We start from the raw sequence: 21,725 nt of genomic DNA on the forward strand, positions 1-21,725 counted from the left end.
CTCGAGGTTCGCGAGTTGCTGTCGTCCTATGACTATCCGGGCGACGACATTCCGATCGTCAAGGGTTCGGCCGTCGTGGCGCTGAACGATGGCGATGCCAAGCTGGGCGAGGATGCGATCCTCGAACTGATGACGGCAGTGGACACCTATATCCCGCAGCCGGAGCGTCCGATCGACCAGCCGTTCCTGATGCCGATCGAAGACGTGTTCTCGATCTCGGGCCGTGGCACGGTGGTGACCGGGCGCGTCGAGCGCGGCATCGTCAAGGTCGGCGAGGAAGTCGAGATCGTCGGCATCCGCGACACGAAGAAGACGACGGTTACCGGCGTCGAGATGTTCCGCAAGCTGCTGGACCAGGGCCAGGCCGGCGACAATATCGGCGCGCTGATCCGCGGTGTCGACCGTGAAGGCGTGGAGCGCGGGCAGGTTCTGTGCAAGCCCGGCTCGGTGACGCCGCATACGGTGTTCAAGGCCGAGGCCTATATCCTGACGAAGGAAGAAGGCGGCCGTCATACGCCGTTCTTCACGAACTACCGTCCGCAGTTCTACTTCCGCACGACGGACGTGACGGGCGTCTGCACGCTTCCCGAAGGCGTCGAGATGGTGATGCCGGGCGACAATGTGTCGATGGAAGTGACGCTGATCGTCCCGATCGCGATGGAAGACAAGCTGCGCTTCGCCATCCGCGAGGGCGGCCGTACCGTCGGCGCCGGCGTCGTCGCCAGCATCATCAAGTAAGGCGGAGCCAGCCTTCTGGCTGGATCAACGGTTAAGAGGCGGGAGCAACAATGCTCCCGCCTTTTTTGTTGGGTTCATTGAAAAGTTGCGAGCCACTGCTACGGTGGGTTGCATGATCAACCGCCGATTTTTCTCCGCTCTGCTCGCCATGTGCCCTGCCTTTGTCCAGCGGGCCTTCGCTGCACGCGCCTCGTCTCCCGCAGAAGAGGACGCCATTGCATTCCTTAGAAGCCTGCGACAGATATTGCTCGAACAGGCCGAAACTCGAAGAAGCATTGCCGTCCTCGACCATTTCATCGACGATTTCGATGATGTGACTGATCGGCTCAAGCAAGTGAACCGAGGCGAAACGCGGGCGGTGGTGACTGACATATTTGACGAAGTGCTCTCCGCTGCGGGGCCGGTCGTCAAGATCGAAGGCGAGATACGAACATTTGACGTAGTCAGGCCAAACCTTCGTCCGCAGATATTCGCGACCGCGTATCTGGAGGGGCAGGGTGGGCTCCTCTATCGCCCCTTCACGTCCAAAAGCTCCGTCGTGATCGTAGAGGTGGGGGTCGGAATGAACCGCTTTGTCCGCGCCGAGGAAGCGGATGCATGGGGTCTCGACTTCGGCACGGCAGTAGCTGCGGCCGTCGAGAGCCTTGAAGCAGCATCCGAGGGCGTTCAAATCGAGTCGAGAAATCTGCCCGGCGGTGGCATTGTCGGCATGATTGGCTCCGGGGACGGCTTTGACAGTTCGCGCGCGCTCGTGCCGGCCTTCCGCCGGCAACTGCTTTCGCTAGCGGCAACGCCGCTGCAAGCCGCCATGCCCAACCGCGACATCCTGATGTTCTGGACGCCGGGTGTTGCGCCTTTCGAAGAGATGCGCTCGCTGGTCCGTGAGTTCTACGAGGAAGGTCCCTTTTCGCGGACCGACGAGATTTTCGACCTGAAAGCGGAAACCTTCAGGCCGATATAACTGAGCAAGTCCCGTCACGCCGCCGCCGCCCTTGGCCTTATCAACTGGCCGCTCTCCGCCTGCTCCATCGCATGCGCGATCCAGCCGACGCTGCGGCCGATGGCGAAGAGGGCGAGGGCGGCGTCGCGGGGCAGGGTGTAGTTCCGCTCCAGGATCACCAGGGCGACGTCGATTGATGGTAGTTCACCCGTGGCGGCCTCGACCGAGGCTAGGAGGGCTTCCTGCTCGGGCGCGAGCGGAATGGTCGCCAGCAAAGAGCGAGCGCGCGGATCGCCGTTTGGGTAGAGCCGGTGTCCGAAGCCAGGCACCGGCTCCCCACGGGCCAGTCTCGCTCTCACGGCCTCATTCGGATCGCCAATCCGCCCCACCTCGTCGAGGAAGGCCGCGACCCTTTGCGTCGCTCCGCCATGGATCGGCCCGGCCAAGGTGACGAGGCCGGCAATGATCGCGTGGGTAAGCGAAGCGCCGGTCGAGGCGGCGACGCGCACGGCGAAAGTCGAGGCGTTCAGTTCGTGGTCGGCGACGAGGACAAGCGCGCGGCGGATGGCGTCGGCGGCATCCGGGGCGCTCCAGGCCTCCGCGAGCGCGACATGAAGCGGGCCCATACCCAGCGGCCCGCCGGCAACAGCCGCCGCGATCCGGCCGACCCCGTGATTGGCGCGGCGGGCGAGGCGACCGCTGCGCTCGCCGAACAGCGTCGCGGGGAGGTCCGCTGCCAGCGCCGCGACGGCGCGGTCGATCGGCGAGCCTGCGAGCGATGGCGGCGATGGTCGCGCTTCGAAGTCCGGCGCCGGCATTTGCCACAGCAGCGCGGCGGCTTCCTCCAGCGTCGCCGTCTCCGACAGTTCCACGGCATCGCGGCCGCGATAGGTGAGGTGCCCGTCTGCGATGCTGGAGATGGACGTCGCCAGCACCGGTAGCCCCCAGTCAAGCGCGGTGGCGGCTGCGGCGGACGGCCGGGCCTGGCGGCGCTTCCGCTCGATCAGGGCGTCGATATCGGCTCTCTCATAGAGCCGAGCCCGCGGATCGTCCGGATGGGGCAGGGCGCGCACGAGGCCGCGGCTGACATAGGCATAAAGAGACGCCGGGCGGACGCCCAGCCGCTGGCTGGCTTCTTCGGCGGAGAGAAGGTGCGGCGCTTCCGGCAAGATGAAGCTTTCGTATTGATTGGTTGATTCAAGATTGATCGTGCAGTCCATCTATATGACTTTCTTGCCGTGTGCCAGGCAAGAAGGAGTATGAGCATGGACCATGGATCGGGCAGGGGGCTGGCGGGCGTCGTCGCTGCGGACACAGTGATGAGCCATGTCGACGGGGCGGGCGGGCGCCTGGTCATTCGGGGCCATCCGGTCGAACAACTCGCCGGATATGCTCCTTACGAAACCGCCGCGTCGCTGCTGCTGGACGGGTTCGCCGAGTGCGGCGATGAGGCGAGTTTCCGTACGGCGGTCGGCCGAGGGCGGGTCGAGGCTTATGGGCGATTTGCCGGACGCCTGCGCGACATGCCCGGCACCCTCGATCCCGTCGAGACGATGCGGCTGCTTCTGGCGGAGATCGGCGACAGCGATCCGCTCGCCGAACCGGCAGCACTTATCGGTGCGGCCGGTGTCGCCGCGGCGATGGCGATTCGGCATGCCGGCGGAGAGCCGATCTCACCGCCCGATGCTGCGGCGCCGCACGCGGCCGATCTGTTGCGGCTCATCCGCGGCGCGCGGCCCGACTCGCGCGAATCGGCCGCCTTTGAGGCCTATCTCGTCACGGTGATCGATCATGGCTTCAACGCCTCGACCTTCACGGCTCGCGTCGTCGCCTCGACGCAGGCGGGTCTGCCCTCGGCGGTGATCGCCGCGCTGTCGGCATTGAAGGGGCGCTTGCACGGCGGCGCGCCCGGCCCCGTCCTCGACATGCTCGATTCGATCGGGCGTCCGGAACATGCCGAGGATTGGATCGAGGCCCGAATCGCCGCCGGCGAACGAATCATGGGCTTCGGACACCGTGCCTACCGGGTCCGAGATCCCCGCGCCGACGTGCTCCGCTCCGTGCTCGCCGGACTGGGAACCGTCGACTCTGGCGATTCGGACAATTTCGCCGGCGAGGGGCGGCTTGCCTTTGCCGGTGCCGTCGAAAAGGCGGCACTCACAGTGCTGGCCCGCCGCAAGGCCGGGCGCCGGTTGGACGTCAATGTCGAATTCTATACCGCACTGCTTCTGGAGCGGCTCGGCATCCCGCGCACAGGCTTTACCGCCGTTTTCGCGGCGGCGCGGAGTGCCGGCTGGATCGCCCATGCGCTGGAGCAGCAGGCGGAAGGCAGCCTCATCCGCCCTGATGCGCGCTACATCGGCCCGGAGCCGCTCGCTCGCGCCGGGTGAGGGAGGATGGCGCGATGTGCGGGGATGATCCCCGGCCAGGCTTCAGAGCAGGGATTGCGTCCGGGACGCGAGGCGGCTATGTAATCGCCGCGCTCGGCATGTCCGGACGTGGAGGGGTATAGCTCAGCTGGTAGAGCGACGGTCTCCAAAACCGTAGGTCGTAGGTTCGAATCCTACTGCCCCTGCCAATTTAACACTTGAGGAATCGTTCGAACGGTTCTATGTAACGCTTCCCAGCGCGGTGCGCAGACTTTTGTTTGCGCGCCCGCAAGCCGTGAGCGGGTAATGGCCACCAAAACAAATCCTTTTACATTCCTCCAGCAAGTCCGGGCGGAGGTATCGAAAGTCGTTTGGCCGTCGCGCCGCGAGGCCGCGATTACGACTGTCATGGTTTTCGTCATGGCCATTGCCGCGTCGCTGTTCTTCACTCTCGCCGATTTCCTCCTGAGTTGGGGCGTCCAGTTCCTGCTCGGCGTCGGACGCTAGGCGGAGCACATTGATGGACAAGCGGTGGTATATCGTTCACGCCTATTCGAATTTCGAGAAGAAGGTCGCGGAATCGATCCGTGAGCAAGCCGAGCAGCGCGGGCTTGCCGACCTCTTCGACCAGATCCTTGTTCCGACCGAGAAGGTCGTCGAGGTGCGTCGCGGCCGCAAGGTCGACGCCGAGCGCAAGTTCTTCCCGGGCTATGTCCTGGTGAAGATGGCGCTTACGGACGACGCCTATCATTTGATCAAGAACACGCCGAAGGTCACCGGCTTCCTCGGTTCGGACAACAAGCCGATGCCGATTTCGGAAGGCGAGGCCAACCGGATCCTGCACCAGGTGCAGGAGGGCGTCGAGCGGCCGAAGCCGTCGGTCTCGTTCGAGGTCGGTGAGCAGGTCCGCGTCGCGGATGGCCCCTTCGCTTCGTTCAATGGCCTCGTCGAGGAAGTCGATGAGGTTCGCGCCCGGCTCAAGGTCGCGGTTTCGATTTTCGGGCGCGCCACTCCGGTGGAGCTCGAATACGGTCAGGTCGAGAAGATCTGATCGTCCGGGCGTGGGAGGATGCGGCGCTCGCCAAGCGTCGACACCGTACCACGCCATTCCTCGCCGGTTTTCGCCGGCACGGCCCGACGTGATGTCGGTCCACCTCGTCGGCGGGTCGCCGGCATGGGAAAGGAAGCAAAATGGCAAAGAAAGTTGCAGGCTACCTGAAGCTTCAGGTGAAGGCCGGCTCGGCTACTCCGTCGCCGCCGATCGGCCCCGCGCTCGGCCAGCGCGGTATCAACATCATGGAGTTCTGCAAGTCGTTCAACGCGCAGACCCAGGAAATGGAAAAGGGCTCGCCCGTTCCGGTGGTCATTACCTACTACCAGGACAAGTCCTTCACTTTTGTGATGAAGACGGCTCCGGTCAGCTTCTTCCTGAAGAAGGCCGCTGGCGTCGCCGCTGGTTCGAAGACTCCGGGCAAGGGCGCTCCTGCCGGGTCGGTCACGAAGGCTCAGTGCCTGGAGATCGCTTCGAAGAAGCTCAAGGATCTGAACGCCGAGAACGTCGAGGCCGCGGCCCTGATGATCGAAGGTTCCGCCCGGTCTATGGGCCTGCAGGTGGTTGACTGATCATGGCTCATCACGGAAAGCGCGTTCTGAAGTCCCGCGAGGGCATCGACCGTACCAAGCTCTACCCGATCTCCGAGGCCGTCTCGATGATCAAGAGCCGTGCGACCGCCAAGTTCGACGAGACGATCGAGGTTTCGCTCAATCTCGGCGTCGATCCGCGTCACGCCGACCAGATGGTCCGCGGCGTCTGCTCGCTCCCGAACGGCTCGGGCCGCACGGTCCGCGTCGCGGTGTTCGCGCGCGGTGCCAAGGCTGACGAGGCGAAGGCCGCCGGTGCCGACATCGTCGGCGCCGAAGATCTGCTGGAGATCGTCCAGGGTGGCACGATCGAGTTCGATCGCTGCATCGCGACCCCGGACATGATGCCGCTCGTCGGTCGCCTCGGTAAGGTGCTGGGCCCGCGCGGCCTGATGCCGAACCCGAAGGTCGGCACGGTGACGATGGACGTCACCACCGCCGTCAAGGGCGCCAAGGGTGGCTCGGTCGAGTTCCGCGTCGAGAAGGCTGGTATCATCCATGCCGGCATCGGCAAGGCGAGCTTCGACGCCGAGAAGCTGGTCGAGAACATCAAGGCGTTCACGGATGCCGTTCAGAAGGCTCGTCCTTCCGGCGCCAAGGGCACCTTCGTACAGCGTGTCGCCGTTTCGTCGACCATGGGCCCCGGCGTCCATGTCGATCCGTCTTCGGTGGTCGGCGCGTAAGCGTCGATACCATGAGTTTCGTCCGGGGAACCGGGCGATCGACGGCCGTCCGGGGTTCGCTCCGGTCGGCCGGTTACCTGTCCGAGACTGCAGGTGCCGGCGTCGCCGGCTTAATTCCCTGCATAGACGGGGGTGAAAAACGGATTCTCCGGCTTCGGCCGATGGATCAGTTCGATCCTCTTTTGCCCGGCGGCTCAACGGAGCTCGCGGGGGGACAGGCCAGGAAGCGTCGCGGCCGGATTTCCGGGCGTGACTGACGCAACCGGCGGTCCCGACCGCAAAGTCGGCCGCCAACTGGAGAGAGGCAAGTGGAAAAAGCGGAAAAGCGCGAACTTGTCTCGACGATGAACGAGGTCTTTCAGGAGGCCAATGTCGTCGTCGTGGCGCATTACGCTGGCCTCACCGTTGCCGAGCTCACTGCCCTTCGCGGCAAGGCTCGGCAGGTGGGAGTGAGCGTTAAGGTCGCAAAGAACCGCCTCGTCAAGCTCGCCCTTCAAGGCACGGACTCTGCCCACATTGCGGACCTGTTCACAGGCCCGACGCTGGTCGCTTATTCGAGCGATCCCGTGGCAGCGCCCAAGGTCGCTACCGATTTCGCCAAGACGAATGACAAGCTCGTCATTCTCGGTGGCGCGATGGGGAAGACCAATCTGGACCCGAACGGTGTCAAGGCTCTCGCCTCGCTGCCGTCGCTCGATGAACTTCGCGGTAAGCTGATCGGCCTGATTTCGGCCCCGGCTACCAAGATCGCGACAGTCGTCAGCGCGCCCGCGGCGCAGCTTGCCCGCGTGTTCGGTGCCTATGCCAAGAAGGATGAAGCGGCGTGAGGCCGTCATCCCGACACCTGAATTCGAACTGATAGGAAGAAGAAATGGCTGATCTTTCCAAGATTGTTGAAGAACTCTCGAGCCTGACGGTTCTCGAGGCTGCCGAGCTTTCGAAGCTCCTCGAAGAGAAGTGGGGCGTTTCGGCTGCTGCTCCGGTTGCGGCCGCTGCCGCTGCCGCGGCTCCCGCTGCCGTCGTCGAAGAGAAGACCGAGTTCGACGTCATCCTGACGGATGTCGGCCCGAACAAGATCAACGTCATCAAGGAAGTCCGCGCGATCACCGCCCTCGGCCTCAAGGAAGCCAAGGACCTGGTCGAAGCGGCTCCGAAGGCCGTCAAGGAAGCCGTGTCCAAGGACGAGGCTGCCAAGCTCAAGGCTCAGCTCGAAGGTGCTGGCGCCAAGGTCGACGTCAAGTAAGTCGATTGATTCTCGGCCGGCCCCGGATATCCGGGGCCGGTTCCATCAGGTCCTCAAGGACCGCTGTCCGGAAAGCCGCGCCCAAGCGCGGCTATACGGCTTTCCGGACAGCTGTTCTTCAACATAGAAGGAGCGAACATGGCCCAGGCATTCACCGGTCGTAAGCGCATCCGCAAGTTCTTCGGGTCGATCGGCGACGTCGCCGAGATGCCGAACCTCATCGAGGTTCAGAAGGCATCCTACGACCAGTTCCTCATGGTGGAGGAGCCGAAGGGTGGGCGTCCGGACGAAGGCCTTCAGGCCGTCTTCAAGTCGGTGTTCCCGATCTCCGACTTCTCGAACACGGCGCTGCTCGAGTTCGTCCGCTATGATTTCGACGCCCCGAAATATGACGTCGATGAGTGTCGCCAGCGCGGCATGACCTTCTCGGCGCCGCTGAAGGTGACGCTGCGCCTGATCGTGTTCGATGTCGACGAGGACACCGGCGCGAAGTCCGTCAAGGACATCAAGGAGCAGGAAGTGTACATGGGCGAAATGCCGCTCATGACTCTGAACGGCACCTTCATCGTCAATGGCACCGAGCGCGTCATCGTCTCGCAGATGCACCGCTCTCCGGGCGTGTTCTTCGACCACGACAAGGGCAAGACTCACTCGTCGGGCAAGCTGCTCTTCGCCGCGCGCATCATTCCGTATCGCGGTTCTTGGCTGGACATCGAGTTCGACGCCAAGGACATCGTCTATGCGCGCATCGACCGCCGCCGGAAGATCCCGGTGACGTCGCTGATGTTCGCTCTCGGCATGGACGGCGAGGAAATCCTCGACACGTTCTACAAGCAGATCTCCTACACGAAGGTGCCGGGCGGCTGGCGCATGCCTTACGACCCGGTGCGCATGCGCGGTGTCAAGGCTGCGATCGACCTGGTCGACGCCGACACCGGCGAAGTCGTGATCGAGGCCGGCAAGAAGCTCACCGCCCGCGCGGCGCGTGCCATTGCCGAGAAGGGCGTCAAGGCGCTCAAGGTCAGTTCCGAGGATCTCTTCGGCTCCTACATCGCCGAGGACATCGCCAATCCGCAGTCGGGTGAGATCTACGCCGAGGCCGGTGCCGAGATCACCGACAAGCTGCTGACCGTGCTCGAGACGGCCGGCTATGACGAGATCCCGGTGCTCGACATCGACCATGTCAATGTCGGCGCCTATATCCGCAACACGCTCGCGGTCGACAAGAACGAGACGCGCGAAGACGCGCTGTTCGACATCTATCGCGTGATGCGTCCCGGCGAGCCGCCGACGATGGATTCGGCTCAGGCCATGTTCCAGTCGCTGTTCTTCGACAGCGAGCGCTATGACCTTTCCGCGGTCGGCCGCGTGAAGATGAACATGCGCCTCGACCTGACCGCCGAGGATACCGTTCGCGTTCTGCGCGAGGCGGACATTCTGGCGGTGATCAAGATGCTGGTTGACCTCCGCGATGGCCGCGGCGAGATCGACGACATCGACAATCTCGGCAATCGCCGCGTCCGTTCGGTCGGCGAGCTCATGGAGAACCAGTACCGCGTCGGTCTGCTCCGCATGGAGCGCGCGATCAAGGAGCGCATGTCGTCGGTCGAGATCGGCAACGTCATGCCGCAGGATCTGATCAACGCCAAGCCGGCGGCTGCCGCCGTGCGCGAGTTCTTCGGCTCCTCGCAGCTTTCTCAGTTCATGGACCAGACCAATCCGCTCTCGGAGATCACGCATAAGCGTCGTCTCTCGGCGCTTGGCCCGGGCGGTCTGACCCGCGAGCGTGCCGGCTTCGAGGTGCGCGACGTGCACCCGACGCATTACGGCCGCATCTGCCCGATCGAGACGCCGGAAGGTCCGAATATCGGACTGATCAACTCGCTGGCGACGTTTGCGCGCGTCAACAAGTACGGCTTCATCGAGAGCCCGTATCGGCGCGTCCGGGACGGTCTCGCCACCGACGAGATCATCTATCTCTCGGCGATGGAGGAGTCGAAGTACTATGTCGCGCAGGCGAATATGGGCCTCGACAAAGCCGGTAAGCTGACGGAGGACCTGATCGTCTGCCGCCATGCCGGTGAGAACGTCATGGTCGGTCCGGAGCGCGTCGACTTCATGGACGTGTCGCCGAAGCAGCTCGTTTCTGTGGCGGCTTCGCTCATTCCGTTCCTGGAAAACGACGACGCCAACCGCGCCCTGATGGGCTCGAACATGATGCGCCAGGCGGTGCCTCTGGTTCGCGCCGAAGCGCCGTTCGTCGGCACCGGCATGGAAGCCGTCGTCGCCCGTGACTCGGGTGCCGCGATTGCCTCGCGCCGTGGCGGTATCGTCGACCAGGTCGATGCGACCCGTATCGTTATCCGCGCGACCGAGGATCTTGATCCTTCGAAGTCGGGTGTCGATATCTATAGGCTGATGAAGTTCCAGCGCTCGAACCAGTCGACCTGCATCAACCAGCGTCCGCTGGTGCGTGTCGGCGACCGTGTTGCCAAGGGCGACATCCTGGCCGACGGCCCCTCAACCGATCTCGGCGATCTGGCGCTCGGCCGGAACGTGCTCGTCGCGTTCATGCCGTGGAATGGCTACAACTTCGAGGATTCGATCCTGCTGTCCGAGCGGATCGTGTCGGACGACGTCTTCACCTCGATCCATATCGAGGAATTCGAGGTGATGGCGCGCGACACGAAGCTCGGACCGGAGGAAATCACACGCGATATTCCGAACGTTTCGGAAGAAGCGCTGAAGAACCTCGACGAAGCCGGCATCGTCTATATCGGCGCTGACGTGCAGGCGGGCGACATCCTCGTCGGTAAGATTACGCCGAAGGGCGAGAGCCCGATGACGCCGGAAGAAAAGCTCCTGCGCGCCATCTTCGGCGAAAAGGCTTCTGACGTTCGCGACACGTCGCTTCGCGTTCCGCCGGGCGTTACCGGCACGATCGTCGAGGTGCGCGTGTTCAACCGGCACGGCGTCGAGAAGGACGAGCGTGCGATGGCGATCGAGCGCGAGGAGATCGAACGCCTCGCCAAGGACCGCGACGACGAGCAGGCGATCCTGGACCGCAACGTCTATGGCCGCCTGGTCGATATGCTCGTCGGCAAGCCGGCGTCGAGCGGCCCGAAGAACTTCAAGCGCGAAACGGTCCTGAGCCGCGAGATCATCGAGGAATATCCTCGTAGTCAGTGGTGGCAGTTCGCCGTTGCCGACGAGAAGCTCATGGGCGAGATCGAGGCGCTGCGCGGCCAGTATGACGAAAGCCGCAAGCAGCTGGAGAAGCGCTTCATCGACAAGGTCGAGAAGCTGCAGCGCGGCGACGAGCTGCCTCCGGGCGTGATGAAGATGGTCAAGGTCTTCGTCGCCGTGAAGCGCAAGATCCAGCCGGGCGACAAGATGGCCGGCCGCCATGGCAACAAGGGCGTCGTGTCCCGCATCGTTCCGGTGCAGGACATGCCGTTCCTTGAGGATGGTACGCATGTCGACATCGTGCTCAATCCGCTCGGCGTGCCGAGCCGCATGAATGTCGGTCAGATCCTGGAGACGCATCTGGGCTGGGCTTGTGCCGGCATGGGCCTCAAGATCGGAAAGATGCTCGAGGACTACAAGAAGTCGGGCGATACCAAGCCGCTTCGCGTTCAGCTCGACGAGATCTATGGCGACAGCTCGAAGAACGAGAAGGTCGCTGAGTATGACGACGAATCCGTCGTGCGGCTCAGCCAGCATCTGAAGAAGGGCGTCTCGATCGCGACGCCGGTGTTCGACGGTGCGCGCGAGCCGGACATCGTTACGATGCTGAAGAAGGCGGGCCTCGATTCGTCGGGCCAGGTCGTCCTCTATGACGGCCGGACGGGCGAATCCTTCGACCGCAAGGTGACGGTGGGCTACATCTACATGCTCAAGCTGCACCATCTGGTCGACGACAAGATCCATGCGCGTTCGATCGGGCCGTACTCGCTCGTCACCCAGCAGCCGCTGGGCGGTAAGGCGCAGTTCGGCGGCCAGCGCTTCGGCGAAATGGAGGTGTGGGCGCTCGAAGCTTATGGCGCGGCCTATACCTTGCAGGAGATGTTGACGGTGAAGTCCGACGACGTCGCCGGCCGTACCAAGGTCTATGAGGCGATCGTCCGCGGCGACGACACGTTCGAGGCCGGTATCCCGGAATCGTTCAACGTTCTGGTCAAGGAAATGCGTTCGCTCGGCCTCGATGTCGAACTGAACCAGTCGAAGCGGGTCGACGGTAGTTCGATCGAGCAGCTTCCGGACGCGGCGGAGTAATCCGCCGCGCCTATCCGGAATGCAGGTAAGTCAATTGCGTTGGTCGGAAGCGAGACGATGGTCTCGCCCGATCAGCGCCAAAGGAGATCGGCGATGAATCAGGAAGTCGCGAACATCTTCAACCCGCTGGCCCAGCCGGCGCAGAACTTCGACCAGATCCGCATCCACATTGCGAGCCCGGAGAAAATTCTCTCGTGGTCGTATGGCGAGATCAAGAAGCCGGAGACGATCAACTACCGTACGTTCAAGCCCGAGCGTGACGGGCTGTTCTGTGCGCGGATCTTCGGACCGATCAAGGACTACGAGTGCTTGTGCGGCAAGTACAAGCGCATGAAGTACAAGGGCATCATCTGCGAGAAGTGCGGCGTCGAGGTGACTCTCGCCCGCGTTCGGCGCGACCGCATGGGCCATATCGAGCTCGCGGCGCCCGTGGCTCACATCTGGTTCCTGAAGTCGCTGCCCTCGCGCATCGGCATGCTGATGGACATGACGCTCAAGGATCTTGAGCGCATTCTCTATTTCGAGAACTACGTCGTTCTGGAGCCCGGCCTCACCCCGCTGAAGGAGCGTCAGCTCCTCTCCGAGGAGGAGTATCTGCGCGCCCAGGACGAGTATGGCGACGACAGTTTCACCGCCATGATCGGCGCGGAAGCCATCCGCGAGATGATGATGGCGCTCGACCTGCCGAAGCTGGCGCTCGACCTGCGCGAGGAAATCGCGACCTCGACCTCTGAGCTGAAGCCAAAGAAGCTCGGCAAGCGGCTGAAGCTCGTCGAGGCCTTCATCGAGTCCGGCAATCGCCCGGAATGGATGATCATGACCCAGATCCCGGTCATTCCGCCGGATCTGCGCCCGCTCGTTCCGCTGGATGGCGGCCGTTTCGCGACGTCCGATCTGAACGATCTCTATCGCCGCGTCATCAACCGCAACAATCGTTTGAAGCGGCTGATCGAACTGCGCGCGCCGGATATCATCATCCGCAACGAGAAGCGCATGCTGCAGGAGGCCGTCGACGCTCTGTTCGACAATGGTCGCCGTGGCCGTGTCATCACGGGCGCCAACAAGCGCCCGTTGAAGTCGCTGTCCGACATGCTCAAGGGCAAGCAGGGCCGCTTCCGCCAGAACCTGCTCGGCAAGCGCGTCGACTATTCCGGCCGTTCGGTCATCGTGGTCGGCCCGGAAATGAAGCTGCATCAGTGCGGCCTGCCGAAGAAGATGGCGCTCGAGCTGTTCAAGCCGTTCATCTATTCGCGTCTTGACGCCAAGGGCTTCTCCTCGACGGTGAAGCAGGCGAAGAAGCTCGTCGAAAAGGAGCGGCCGGAGGTCTGGGATATCCTGGACGAGGTCATCCGCGAGCATCCGATCCTGCTCAATCGCGCACCGACCTTGCACCGCCTCGGTATCCAGGCCTTCGAGCCCGTGCTGATCGAAGGCAAGGCGATCCAGCTGCATCCGCTCGTCTGCTCGGCCTTCAACGCCGATTTCGACGGCGACCAGATGGCCGTGCACATTCCGCTGTCGCTCGAAGCGCAGCTGGAAGCGCGCGTCCTGATGATGTCGACGAACAACATCCTGCATCCGGCCAATGGTCTGCCGATCATCGTGCCGTCGCAGGACATCGTCCTCGGCCTCTACTATCTGTCGATCATGGCAGAGAAGGAGCCGGGCGAGGGCATGAAGTTCGGTTCGATCGCTGAGATCGAGCATGCGCTCAGCGCCAAGGCGATCACGCTGCATACGAAGATCAAGGGTCGCTATCGCGGCATTGATGCCGATGGCAACGTCACGTCCAAGATCTATGACACGACGCCCGGACGCCTGCTGATCGGCGAACTGCTGCCCAAGCACCACAACCTGCCCTTCGACGTCGTCAACAAGCTGATGACCAAGAAGGAAATCTCGAACACGATCGACGCCGTCTACCGCCATTGCGGTCAGAAGGAGACGGTCATCTTCTGCGATCGCATCATGGCGCTCGGCTTCCGCGAGGCTTGCCGCGCGGGCATCTCGTTCGGCAAGGACGACATGGTGATCCCGGCCGCGAAGGCGAAGCTGGTCGAGGAGACGCAGGCGCTCGTGAAGGATTACGAGCAGCAGTACAATGACGGCCTGATCACCTATGGTGAGAAGTACAACAAGGTCGTCGATGCCTGGGCGAAGTGCGGTGATCGCGTCGCCGAGGAAATGATGAAGGGCATCTCCGCTGTCCAGAAGGACAAGGAGACGGGTCGTCAGAAGCCGATGAACTCGGTCTACATGATGAGCCATTCGGGTGCGCGTGGTTCGCCCACCCAGATGAAGCAGCTTGCCGGCATGCGCGGTCTGATGACCAAGCCGTCGGGCGAGATCATCGAGAACCCGATCATCTCGAACTTCAAGGAAGGCCTCACCGTTCTCGAGTACTTCAACTCGACCCACGGTGCCCGTAAGGGCCTCGCCGATACGGCTCTGAAGACGGCCAACTCCGGCTATCTGACGCGTCGTCTCGTCGACGTGGCGCAGGACTGCATCATCATCGAGCAGGATTGCGGCACGACGAACGGCCTCAAGATGCAGGCGGTCATCGATTCCGGCCAGGTCGTCGCTTCGCTCGGCCTGCGCATCCTCGGCCGCACGGCCGCGGAGGATATCGTGTCGAGCGTGACGGGCGAGGTTCTGATCCCCGCCGGCAAGCTCATCGAAGAGCGGGATTGCGAGAAGGTCGAGAAGGCCGGCGTCCAGGCGGCGAAGATCCGTTCGGTGCTGACCTGCGACACCAAGATCGGCGTCTGCGCGACCTGCTACGGCCGCGATCTGGCGCGCGGCACTCCCGTCAACATGGGCGAGGCCGTCGGCGTCATCGCGGCCCAGTCGATCGGCGAGCCGGGCACGCAGCTCACCATGCGTACGTTCCACATCGGCGGAACGGCGCAGGTGGTCGACTCGTCGTTCATCGAGTCGAGTTTCGAGGGCACGATCCAGATCCGCAATCGCAATATCGTTCGCGACAGCGAGGGCAAGCTCATCGCCCTCGGTCGCAACATGGCGATCGTCATCGTCGACAAGGATGGGACGGAGCGCGCGGTCAACCGCGTGACTTACGGCTCGCGCCTGCATGTTGACGAGGGCGACAGCGTCAAGCGCGGCCAGCGTCTGGCGGAGTGGGATCCCTACACCCGCCCGGTGCTGACCGAAGTCAACGGCACGATCGGCTACGAGGATCTGGTCGAAGGCATCTCGGTCACCGAGACGGCCGACGAGTCGACGGGCATCACGAAGCGCGTCGTCATCGACTGGCGCGCCAATCCGCGCGGCGGCGATCTGAAGCCGGCCATGGTCGTCAAGGGCAAGGACGGCAAGGTGCTGAAGCTCGCCCGCGGCGGCGAGGCCCGGTACCAGCTCTCGGTCGAGACCATTCTCTCGGTCGATCCTGGCTCGGACGTTCATGCCGGCGACGTGCTGGCGCGTATCCCGACGGAAGGCGCGAAGACGCGTGACATCACCGGCGGTCTGCCGCGTGTTGCCGAGCTCTTCGAGGCTCGCCGCCCCAAGGATCACGCCATCATCGCCGAGATGGACGGCACGGTCCGCTTCGGTCGTGACTACAAGAACAAGCGTCGCGTCATCGTCGAGCCTGTCGAGGGGTCGCTGGATGCGACGGGCGCGCCGCTGGAGCCGGTCGAGTATCTCATCCCGAAGGGCAAGCCTTTCCATCTTCAGGAAGGCGATGCCGTCGAGAAGGGCGACTACATCATGGACGGCAATCCGGCGCCGCACGACATCCTGGCGATCAAGGGCGTGGAGGCTCTCGCAGCCTATCTCGTCAACGAGATCCAGGACGTCTACCGGTTGCAGGGCGTGCAGATCAACGACAAGCACATCGAGGTGATCGTTCGCCAGATGCTGCAGAAGGTTGAGATCGTCGATGGTGGCGAGACGGAGTTCTTCTCCGGCGAGCAGGTCGACCAGCTCGAATTCGACGTCGTCAACGAGAAGGCCAAGTCGGAAGGCAAGAAGATCGCCATCGCCAATCCGGTTCTTCTCGGCATCACCAAGGCGAGCCTGCAAACGCGGTCGTTCTTCTCGGCGGCTTCCTTCCAGGAGACGACTCGCGTCCTCACCGAGGCGGCCGTCAACGGCAAGGTCGATCCGCTCGAGGGTCTCAAGGAGAACATCATCGTCGGCCGCCTAATCCCGGCGGGTACCGGCGGAACGATGGGCCGCATCCGCGAGATCGCGACCAAGCGCGATGCGCTGATCCTCGAAGAGCGCCGCCGCACCTCGGCTCCGAGCGAGCCGGTCGGCGGACTGCTCGGAAACCTGACCAACGCCGCGGAGTAAGCCGCGGCTGAAAAAGCGGGAGTGCGCCGATCGGCGCCCTCCGGATCGAAACAAGGCGCCTCGGGTTTTCCGGGGCGCCTTTTTCTTTGCGGTGGCGATCGCTCCCGGCACCGGGGATGTTCGGCGGAAGCACGCCGTGGTATGCACGCCGGGTTTCTCAGCCGGAAGGCATCATCTTGCGTAACCGCCGCGTCCGGGTCCGGGCCTTTTTCGTCATCCTCGCCAGTGCTGCGATGCTCAGCGCCTGTGGCGGCCGGCCGGAGGGCGTCCTCGAGCCGGTAGCGCTCACGGCGGCCGGAACGAGCCAGGTCGATATGGCTGTGGCGACGACGCGGATGCGTTCGGACAATCGCGCCGTGCTGTTCACTGGAGAGCGCGGACAGGCACTCGACTTCGCCAATATCGTCGTTTCGATCCCTCCGGCATCGGCGCGCAAGGTTGGCGACGTGCAATGGCCGAAGAAGCTGCCCGGCAATCCGGCCACGGACTTCGTGACGGTCAAGGCCGATGACATGACGCTTCCCGAGGCGAAGGCGTGGTTCAACAACCGCATCAAGAAGACGCCGGGCCGCCAGGCACTGGTCTTCATTCATGGTTTCAACAACCGTTTCGACGATGCCGTGTACCGCTATGCCCAGATCGTGCATGATTCCGGCGCGCCGGTCGTGCCGATCCTCTTCACCTGGCCTTCTCGCGGCAGCCTCCTCGACTATGGCTATGACCGGGAGAGCACGAACTACTCCCGTGACGCTCTCGAGAAGCTGCTGACCGCGCTCGCCAAGGATCCGAACGTTGACGAGGTATCCGTCCTCGCGCATTCGATGGGAAATTGGGTGACGCTGGAGGCGCTGCGCCAGATGGCGATCCGCAATGGCCGGGTGTTGCCCAAGATCAAGAATGTGATGCTGGCTTCACCAGACGTCGATGTCGATGTGTTCCGCAGCCAGATGGCCGATATCGGCAGCAAGGGTCCGCAGATCACGCTGTTCGTCTCGCAGGATGACCGCGCACTTGCGGCCTCTCGGCGTATCTGGGGCAATGTCGAACGGCTGGGCCAGATCGATCCGTCCAAGGAGCCCTATCTCACCGAACTGGAGAGGGACAAGATCACCGTCATCGATCTGACCAAGCTCCATACGGACGACAAGCTGAACCATGGCAAGTTCGCGGCAAGCCCGCAGGTCGTGCAGGCGATCGGCGCCCGCCTCGCGGAGGGGCAGGCGATAACGGATTCGAATGTGGGTCTCGGTGACCGCATCATCGCGGCTTCGACCGGCGCGGCGGCAACGGTCGGTGCTGCTGCGGGGCTCGTCGTTGCCGCACCCGTGGCGCTCGTCGATCCAAATACGCGCAAGAACTTCAACGGCAATGTCGAGGCGCTCGGCGATCAGGTCAGCGACACGGCCACGGCGACTGGCGACGCGATCCAGTCGACGACACAGGTGGGCCGATAGACCTTCATCTCCCAAGCGAGCGAGAGCTCGACGAACGCTCGCCCTTCGCATGAAAGGGCGGCTCCGCGCTGCCCTTTCCGTTTACCCTTCGCCGTTATACGGAGCTTCAACTGCCGTATATCGGCGGTCAACGGGGAGGGGAAAGCGATGAGAGGCTTCAAGGCGATCGTGGCGGCGGCGCTGGTTCTTGGCGCATCGGGTGCACTGGCGGAGGAGAGCTACAAGCCGTCCGTGAAGGTGCAACGTCTGCTGGACACCGAGACGACAACGAGCGGCGACGCGATCCAGTATCCCAAGATCGACGATCCGGAAGTGCAGAGCCTGCTGGTCGAAATTCCGCCTGGCGGCGAGACGGGTTGGCACGAGCACCCCTATCCCGCCTACGCGTATATTCTGCAGGGTGCGATCGAGGTGCAGATGGCGGATGGCCGGAAGCAGACCTTCAAGGCCGGCGATTCGTTCGCCGAAATGGTCAACCGGCCACATGACGGGCGAGTCGTCGGCAATGAGGCCGTGCGAATCCTCATGATCGTCACCGGCGAGAAGGGGAAGCCGTTCTCCGTGAAGGTGCCGCCCCCGCAATAGCGGGCCGATTCGGGACTCGCGAACCACCGCTACCGAGGTCGCGAAAGAAAATTGCTTCAGACGATCGGTTTGCGCAACAAAGACGCCGCTTACGCTCAGCCGTCGCAGCAATCTTCCCGTTCGGGCCTCGGCCAAAAGAAATGCGCACGGGGGTTGACGCGAAGGGGGCGAATAAGTAGGTTCCGCAAGCTTTCGGGCAGGTGGTAAGCCTAAATCGTTCGCTGGCGACGCGCCGCGGAGTTCGGGTTTAAACGCTGTCTGGATCGAAAAAAGACGTTAGAAGCGACACGCATGATCGCGGCGCAAGCCGTGATCCTCTGCTCTTCGTAGCGCCTCCGCCCTAACGAGCGGAAATGGCGCCCTTCGTTTATGGGCTATACGGCTCTCAACGGTGGATGAAGAGCGAGCGATACAGGACCGTAGGCTAGCTGGAAGGCGACGCATGCCGACTATCAATCAGTTGATCCGCAAGCCGCGCCAGGCGCCGGCAAAGCGGAACAAGGTGCCCGCGCTGGAGCAGAACCCGCAGAAGCGCGGTGTTTGTACGCGCGTCTATACGACGACCCCGAAGAAGCCGAACTCGGCACTTCGTAAGGTCGCCAAGGTGCGTTTGACCAACCAGTTCGAGGTCATCGGCTATATTCCCGGTGAAGGTCACAATCTGCAGGAACACTCGGTCGTCATGATCCGTGGCGGTCGCGTCAAGGACTTGCCGGGCGTGCGCTACCACATTCTGCGCGGCGTTCTCGACACCCAGGGCGTCAAGAACCGTAAGCAGCGTCGTTCCAAGTACGGCGCGAAGCGTCCGAAGTAAGGGATTTCTGAATCATGTCCCGTCGCCATAGTGCAGAGAAGCGCGAGATCATCCCGGACCCCAAGTTCGGCGATATTGTCGTGACCAAGTTCATGAATGCCGTCATGTATGACGGCAAGAAGTCTGTTGCCGAAAGCATCGTCTACGGTGCTCTCGATGTGATCCAGGCCCGCACCAAGCAGGAGCCCGTCGTGGTGTTCCGCCAGGCGCTGGACAATGTCGCGCCGCATATCGAAGTGCGTTCGCGCCGCGTTGGTGGTGCTACCTATCAGGTTCCGGTCGAGGTCCGCACGGATCGTCGTCAGGCGCTGGCGATCCGCTGGCTGTTGACGGCTGCCCGGGCCCGCAATGAGAAGACCATGGTCGAGCGTCTGTCCGGCGAGCTGCTGGACGCGTCGAACAATCGTGGCAATGCGGTCAAGAAGCGCGAAGACACGCACCGGATGGCTGAAGCCAACCGCGCGTTCTCGCACTATCGCTGGTAACGATCGGACAAGGTGAGACCATAATGGCCCGCACGCACAAGATCGAAGACTACCGCAATTTCGGCATCATGGCGCACATCGATGCCGGCAAGACCACGACGACCGAGCGGATTCTCTACTATTCCGGCAAGAGCCATAAGATCGGCGAGGTCCACGACGGCGCTGCAACCATGGATTACATGGAGCAGGAGCAGGAACGCGGCATCACGATCACGTCGGCGGCTACGACCACCTTCTGGAACGGCAAGCGCCTGAACATCATCGATACGCCCGGCCACGTCGACTTCACGATCGAAGTCGAGCGTTCGCTGCGTGTTCTCGACGGCGCTGTCTGCGTTCTCGACTCCAACCAGGGTGTGGAGCCGCAGACCGAGACCGTCTGGCGCCAGGGCGACAAGTATCATGTGCCGCGCATTGTCTTCTGTAACAAGATGGACAAGACCGGCGCCAATTTCGACATGTGCATCGCGGACATCAAGACGCGCCTCGGTGCCCGTCCGGTTCCGATCCAGCTGCCGATCGGCGCCGAGCAGGACTTCAAGGGTATCGTCGACCTCGTCGAGATGAAGGCCATCGTCTGGCATGACGAGAGCCTCGGCGCGAAGTATGACGAGATCGAGATCCCTGCCGACATGCTCGACCGGGCCGTTGCGGCTCGCGCCGAGCTGATCGAGGCTGCCGTCGAACTCGACGACACGGCGATGGAAGCCTATCTCGAAGGCAACGAGCCGGACACCGCGACGCTGAAGCGGCTGATCCGCAAGGCCGTGCTGCATTCGACGTGGTTCCCGGTCCTTGCTGGCTCGGCGTTCAAGAACAAGGGCGTGCAGACGCTGCTCGACGCGGTTGTCGACTATCTGCCGTCCCCGGTCGACGTTCCGCCGACCAAGGGCATCGATCTGAAGACCGGCGAGGAAGTCGAGCGTCATTCGACCGACGACGAGCCGCTCTCGATGCTCGCGTTCAAGATCATCGAAGATCCGTTCGGCATCCTGACCTTTGCACGCATCTATTCGGGTGTGCTGCAGAAGGGCACGACGCTCCTCAACTCCACCAAGGAGAAGCGTGAGCGTATCGGCCGCATGGTCACGATGCATGCCAATTCGCGTGAAGACATCGATGAGGCCTTCGCTGGCGACATCGTGGCTCTGGTCGGCCTGAAGGAAGCCCGCACCGGCGACACGATCTGCGATCCGGCTCATCCGGTTCTGCTTGAGAAGATGGAATTCCCCGAGCCGGTCATCGAGATGTCCGTCGAGGCGGCCACCAAGACCGACCAGGAGAAGCTGGGCGTCGCACTTCAGAAGCTTGCTTCGGAAGATCCGTCGTTCCGGGTTTCGACCGACAGCGAGTCCGGCCAGACCATCATCAAGGGCATGGGCGAGCTGCACCTCGACATCAAGATCGATATCCTTCGCCGTGCGCCGTACAACATCAACGTGAATGTCGGTGCTCCGCAGGTCGCCTATCGCGAGACGATCCGCAAGAAGACGGAAATCGACTACACCCACAAGAAGCAGACCGGCGGTACGGGCCAGTTCGCCCGCGTCAAGTTCATCATCGAGCCGAACGAGATCGGCGCCGGTTACAGCTTCGAGAACAAGGTCGTCGGCGGTACGGTTCCCAAGGAATACGTCCCGGGCGTCGAAAAGGGCCTGAACTCGGTCATGACCTCGGGTCCGCTTGCGGGCTTCCCGGTCGTGGACGTCAAGATTGCCCTGATCGACGGCGCGTATCACGAGGTCGACTCCTCGGCGATCGCCTTCGAAATAGCCTCGCGTGCCGCTCTTCGTGAGGGCATCGAGAAGGCCAATCCGGCCCTTCTTGAGCCGATCATGAAGGTTGAAGTGGTCTCGCCGGAAGATTTCGTCGGCTCGGTCATCGGCGATCTGAACTCGCGCCGCGGCCAAATTCAGGGCCAGGACATGCGCGGCAACGCGAATGTCATCACCGCTTTCGTGCCGCTGGCGAACATGTTCTCGTATGTGAACAACCTGCGCTCCATGAGCCAGGGTCGCGCCAGCTACACGATGCAATTCGATCATTACGAGCAGGTTCCTCAGGCTGTCGCCCAGGAAGTCCAGGCCAAATACGCCTGACCTGACGCGCGAAACTGAACCAGCTTTAGAGACGACGGAGAACTCCGATGGGTAAAGAGAAATTCGAGCGCAATAAGCC

The 21,725-nt window shown here is 62.9% G+C and carries 17 protein-coding genes and 1 tRNA gene; 17 read left to right on the top strand and 1 reads right to left on the bottom strand.

Annotation, left to right across the window (positions count from 1 at the left end; genetic code table 11):
* Positions 1-738: EF-Tu C-terminal domain-related protein (locus OSH05_RS24865; RefSeq protein WP_266352427.1), on the top strand; the 738-nt coding region annotated here is incomplete at its 5' end.
* 112 nt (positions 739-850) lie between these two features.
* Positions 851-1,699, top strand: coding sequence for a hypothetical protein (locus tag OSH05_RS24870; RefSeq protein ID WP_104221500.1), 849 nt, complete (start codon positions 851-853; stop codon positions 1,697-1,699).
* A gap of 14 nt (positions 1,700-1,713) precedes the next feature.
* On the opposite strand, the gene OSH05_RS24875 is transcribed toward OSH05_RS24870, so the two are convergent.
* Positions 1,714-2,898: a citrate synthase family protein gene (locus OSH05_RS24875; protein WP_104221499.1), complete on the bottom strand. Its 1,185-nt coding sequence runs from the start codon at positions 2,896-2,898 to the stop codon at positions 1,714-1,716.
* A 45-nt stretch (positions 2,899-2,943) separates the two neighbouring features.
* Between OSH05_RS24875 and OSH05_RS24880 the strand changes: the two genes are divergently transcribed.
* The 15 genes from OSH05_RS24880 (at position 2,944) to fusA (ending at position 21,646) form a co-directional block, all read left to right on the top strand.
* On the top strand, positions 2,944-4,068 hold the full coding sequence (locus OSH05_RS24880) for a citrate synthase (protein WP_207778836.1): 1,125 nt from the start codon (positions 2,944-2,946) through the stop codon (positions 4,066-4,068).
* Positions 4,069-4,180: 112 nt separating this feature from the next.
* Positions 4,181-4,256: transfer RNA gene (locus tag OSH05_RS24885), tRNA-Trp, on the top strand.
* 97 nt (positions 4,257-4,353) lie between these two features.
* On the top strand, positions 4,354-4,554 hold the full coding sequence (gene secE, locus OSH05_RS24890; protein ID WP_104221497.1) for a preprotein translocase subunit SecE: 201 nt from the start codon (positions 4,354-4,356) through the stop codon (positions 4,552-4,554).
* Between the two features lie 13 nt (positions 4,555-4,567).
* Positions 4,568-5,098, top strand: a complete 531-nt coding sequence (nusG, locus tag OSH05_RS24895) for a transcription termination/antitermination protein NusG (protein ID WP_104221496.1) — start codon at positions 4,568-4,570, stop codon at positions 5,096-5,098.
* Between the two features lie 140 nt (positions 5,099-5,238).
* Positions 5,239-5,670 (top strand): 50S ribosomal protein L11, encoded by a 432-nt coding sequence (rplK, locus tag OSH05_RS24900; protein ID WP_104221495.1) that lies wholly within the window; start codon positions 5,239-5,241, stop codon positions 5,668-5,670.
* A 2-nt stretch (positions 5,671-5,672) separates the two neighbouring features.
* Positions 5,673-6,371, top strand: coding sequence for a 50S ribosomal protein L1 (gene rplA, locus OSH05_RS24905; protein WP_104221494.1), 699 nt, complete (start codon positions 5,673-5,675; stop codon positions 6,369-6,371).
* Positions 6,372-6,679: 308 nt separating this feature from the next.
* A complete protein-coding gene (rplJ, locus tag OSH05_RS24910; RefSeq protein ID WP_104221493.1) occupies positions 6,680-7,198 on the top strand; it encodes a 50S ribosomal protein L10 in 519 nt (172 codons plus the stop codon).
* Between the two features lie 44 nt (positions 7,199-7,242).
* On the top strand, positions 7,243-7,614 hold the full coding sequence (gene rplL, locus OSH05_RS24915; protein ID WP_104221492.1) for a 50S ribosomal protein L7/L12: 372 nt from the start codon (positions 7,243-7,245) through the stop codon (positions 7,612-7,614).
* A 138-nt stretch (positions 7,615-7,752) separates the two neighbouring features.
* On the top strand, positions 7,753-11,889 hold the full coding sequence (gene rpoB, locus OSH05_RS24920; RefSeq protein ID WP_104221491.1) for a DNA-directed RNA polymerase subunit beta: 4,137 nt from the start codon (positions 7,753-7,755) through the stop codon (positions 11,887-11,889).
* A 93-nt stretch (positions 11,890-11,982) separates the two neighbouring features.
* The gene (gene rpoC / locus OSH05_RS24925) at positions 11,983-16,209 is read left to right on the top strand and encodes a DNA-directed RNA polymerase subunit beta' (protein WP_104221490.1); all 4,227 of its coding nucleotides are present in this window, start codon (positions 11,983-11,985) and stop codon (positions 16,207-16,209) included.
* Between the two features lie 233 nt (positions 16,210-16,442).
* Positions 16,443-17,663 (top strand): alpha/beta hydrolase, encoded by a 1,221-nt coding sequence (locus OSH05_RS24930; RefSeq protein ID WP_266353098.1) that lies wholly within the window; start codon positions 16,443-16,445, stop codon positions 17,661-17,663.
* A gap of 147 nt (positions 17,664-17,810) precedes the next feature.
* Positions 17,811-18,248, top strand: coding sequence for a cupin domain-containing protein (locus OSH05_RS24935; RefSeq protein ID WP_104221488.1), 438 nt, complete (start codon positions 17,811-17,813; stop codon positions 18,246-18,248).
* 442 nt (positions 18,249-18,690) lie between these two features.
* Positions 18,691-19,062, top strand: a complete 372-nt coding sequence (rpsL, locus tag OSH05_RS24940) for a 30S ribosomal protein S12 (RefSeq protein ID WP_073058749.1) — start codon at positions 18,691-18,693, stop codon at positions 19,060-19,062.
* A 14-nt stretch (positions 19,063-19,076) separates the two neighbouring features.
* Positions 19,077-19,547, top strand: a complete 471-nt coding sequence (gene rpsG / locus OSH05_RS24945; protein ID WP_104221487.1) for a 30S ribosomal protein S7 — start codon at positions 19,077-19,079, stop codon at positions 19,545-19,547.
* Between the two features lie 23 nt (positions 19,548-19,570).
* The gene (gene fusA, locus OSH05_RS24950) at positions 19,571-21,646 is read left to right on the top strand and encodes an elongation factor G (RefSeq protein WP_104221486.1); all 2,076 of its coding nucleotides are present in this window, start codon (positions 19,571-19,573) and stop codon (positions 21,644-21,646) included.
* The last annotated feature ends 79 nt before the right edge of the window (positions 21,647-21,725 follow it).

Origin of the sequence: Kaistia algarum (genome assembly GCF_026343945.1) — a bacterium.
Taxonomy (GTDB): domain Bacteria; phylum Pseudomonadota; class Alphaproteobacteria; order Rhizobiales; family Kaistiaceae; genus Kaistia; species Kaistia algarum.

Coding starts and splice junctions, on each gene's coding strand:
- OSH05_RS24870 (WP_104221500.1), top strand. CDS start 851: ATGATCAACCGCCGATTTTTCTCCGCTCTGCTCGCCATGTGCCCTGCC.
- OSH05_RS24875 (WP_104221499.1), bottom strand. CDS start 2,898: ATGGACTGCACGATCAATCTTGAATCAACCAATCAATACGAAAGCTTC.
- OSH05_RS24880 (WP_207778836.1), top strand. CDS start 2,944: ATGGACCATGGATCGGGCAGGGGGCTGGCGGGCGTCGTCGCTGCGGAC.
- secE (WP_104221497.1), top strand. CDS start 4,354: ATGGCCACCAAAACAAATCCTTTTACATTCCTCCAGCAAGTCCGGGCG.
- nusG (WP_104221496.1), top strand. CDS start 4,568: ATGGACAAGCGGTGGTATATCGTTCACGCCTATTCGAATTTCGAGAAG.
- rplK (WP_104221495.1), top strand. CDS start 5,239: ATGGCAAAGAAAGTTGCAGGCTACCTGAAGCTTCAGGTGAAGGCCGGC.
- rplA (WP_104221494.1), top strand. CDS start 5,673: ATGGCTCATCACGGAAAGCGCGTTCTGAAGTCCCGCGAGGGCATCGAC.
- rplL (WP_104221492.1), top strand. CDS start 7,243: ATGGCTGATCTTTCCAAGATTGTTGAAGAACTCTCGAGCCTGACGGTT.
- rpoB (WP_104221491.1), top strand. CDS start 7,753: ATGGCCCAGGCATTCACCGGTCGTAAGCGCATCCGCAAGTTCTTCGGG.
- rpoC (WP_104221490.1), top strand. CDS start 11,983: ATGAATCAGGAAGTCGCGAACATCTTCAACCCGCTGGCCCAGCCGGCG.
- OSH05_RS24930 (WP_266353098.1), top strand. CDS start 16,443: ATGCTCAGCGCCTGTGGCGGCCGGCCGGAGGGCGTCCTCGAGCCGGTA.
- OSH05_RS24935 (WP_104221488.1), top strand. CDS start 17,811: ATGAGAGGCTTCAAGGCGATCGTGGCGGCGGCGCTGGTTCTTGGCGCA.
- rpsL (WP_073058749.1), top strand. CDS start 18,691: ATGCCGACTATCAATCAGTTGATCCGCAAGCCGCGCCAGGCGCCGGCA.
- rpsG (WP_104221487.1), top strand. CDS start 19,077: ATGTCCCGTCGCCATAGTGCAGAGAAGCGCGAGATCATCCCGGACCCC.
- fusA (WP_104221486.1), top strand. CDS start 19,571: ATGGCCCGCACGCACAAGATCGAAGACTACCGCAATTTCGGCATCATG.